Origin of the sequence: Collinsella sp. TM05-37 (assembly GCF_003436455.1) — a bacterium.
In the GTDB taxonomy this organism is placed as follows: Bacteria; Actinomycetota; Coriobacteriia; order Coriobacteriales; family Coriobacteriaceae; genus Collinsella.
On record NZ_QSPN01000033.1, the window covers coordinates 1 to 2,079 of the forward strand.

Genomic DNA, 2,079 nt, shown 5'->3' on the forward strand with positions numbered 1-2,079 from the left:
AAGAAGGGGGAGGCCTCGCGGCCTCCCCCTTTTTTTGCGTTTACGGGCAACATTCCTTATGCAATTAAATCAATTTAATCATCCATCGCTGAATATAGACGTTCACCGTTCTTTGGTCGGTTCTCTGTTCTCAATGGACTAATATTTGCTTTAGCGCACTGCTGCGCTTGTCCTGTTTTACACGGGTCGTTTTATTGATTGTGAAGGAAGGACTCACATGGCAGATGTTCATGAGCTGCTTGATACTTGGATTGCCAATGTCAAGGACGAGGAGCTCCTCGCTGAGCTTAACACGATGAAGGAGCAGGGTGATGAGGACGCCATCACCGATGCTTTCTTCCAAGATCTCGCCTTCGGTACTGCCGGCCTTCGCGGCACTATCGGTGCGGGCACTAACCGTATGAATATCTATACGGTCGGTCGTGCGACCCAGGGATTCGCTGACTACCTCAATGCGACCTTCGAGCATCCAACGGTTGCCATCGCTCGCGATAGCCGCAATAAAGGTGAGCTGTTCGTTAAGACGACGGCTGCCATTCTTGCAGCAAACGGCGTGACTGCCCTCGTTTATCCCAAGATTTCTCCTGTGCCGACGCTCTCCTGGGCCGTCCGTGATCTTAAGTGCTCCGGTGGCATTTGCATGACCGCTAGTCATAACCCGGCACCGTATAACGGCTATAAGGCCTATGGCCCCGACGGCTGCCAGATCACCAGCGAGGCCGCCGATGCAATTTCTAAGGCTATCGCCGAGACCGATACGTTCACCGGTGTGAAGTCCATGGACTTCGATGAGGCTCTTGAGCAGGGCCTGGTCAAATGGATCGATGACTCGTGCCTCGAGCGTTATTACGACGCCGTTCTCGCTCGCGGCGTTACGAATCTTTCTGCCGAGGAAATTGCCGGCGCGCCGCTCAAGCTTGTCTATACGCCGCTGAATGGTACCGGCCTCATTCCCGTTACCACGGTGCTCGAGCGCGCTGGCATCACCGATGTCACGGTTGTTCCCGAGCAGAAGGAGCCTAACGGCGATTTCCCGACCTGCCCGTATCCTAACCCCGAGATCCGTCAGGCCATGCAGAAGGGCATCGATCTCTGCGAGCAGGTTCACCCTGATTTGCTGCTTGCAACCGATCCCGACGCCGATCGTGTTGGCGTTGCCGTTAAAAATGGCGATGACTATCTGCTGCTGACCGGTAACGAGATGGGCGTCCTGCTGCTCGACTATATTTGCAAGACCCGTGCCGCCCGCGGCGAGGACCTCACTAAGAAGGTTGCCGTTACTACTATCGTTTCTTCCGCAATGGTTGACGCTCTGGCCGACGAGTACGGTTTTGAGCTCCGCCGCTGCCTGACGGGCTTCAAGTACATCGGCGACATCATTACCTCGCTTTCCGATGCTGGCGAGGTCGATCGCTTTATCTTTGGTTTCGAGGAGAGCTACGGCTATCTGGCTGGCGACCACGTGCGCGACAAGGACGCCGTGAGCACTTCGCTGCTGATTTGCCAGATGGCGCAGTATTACAAGCTCCAGGGTAAGAACCTCGCCGATGCGATGCACGAGCTGTACGAGAAGTATGGCTACTACCACAACAAGACGATTTCGCTGAGCTATCCGGGTGCTGAGGGTGCGGCAAAGATGGCCGGCATCATGTCCGGTCTGCGCGAGAACCCGCCTGCGGAGCTTGCTGGGTCCAAGATTGAGGCCGTCGTGGACTACAACACCTGCGTGAACGGCCTGCCGAAGGCTAACGTCATTGAGTTCGATCTTGAGGGCGGCAACAAGGGTATTGTTCGTCCTTCCGGCACCGAGCCCAAGATTAAACTGTACATCTTCGCCAAGGGCGCGGATGCCGCCGAGGCTGATGCAGCACTTGACGCGATCGAGGAATCCGGTCGCAAGCTGTTGGCCTAAGGCTTTGAAAGCCTATTTCTATAGATAGACGGAGGAGGGGATCTCGGAAACGAGGTCCCCTCTTTATTACCGGTAAATACAGCTGAGAATTCCGAATTGTGTAGGAAATGTGTACGCCCAGATTCCCGCCCCCGGCGCCCCTCCGGTCTGGCAATATATCTCCTTGC

General features: G+C 55.6%; 1 protein-coding gene. It reads left to right on the top strand.

The window, feature by feature from the left end; genetic code table 11:
* The first annotated feature begins 217 nt into the window (after positions 1 to 217).
* A complete protein-coding gene (locus DXD48_RS09915) occupies positions 218 to 1,912 on the top strand; it encodes a phospho-sugar mutase (protein ID WP_117565059.1) in 1,695 nt (564 codons plus the stop codon).
* Positions 1,913 to 2,079: the final 167 nt, after the last annotated feature.

What these genes read in the sequence shown, in the direction of transcription:
- DXD48_RS09915 (WP_117565059.1), top strand. Translation starts at nt 218, where the DNA reads ATGGCAGATGTTCATGAGCTGCTTGATACTTGGATTGCCAATGTCAAG.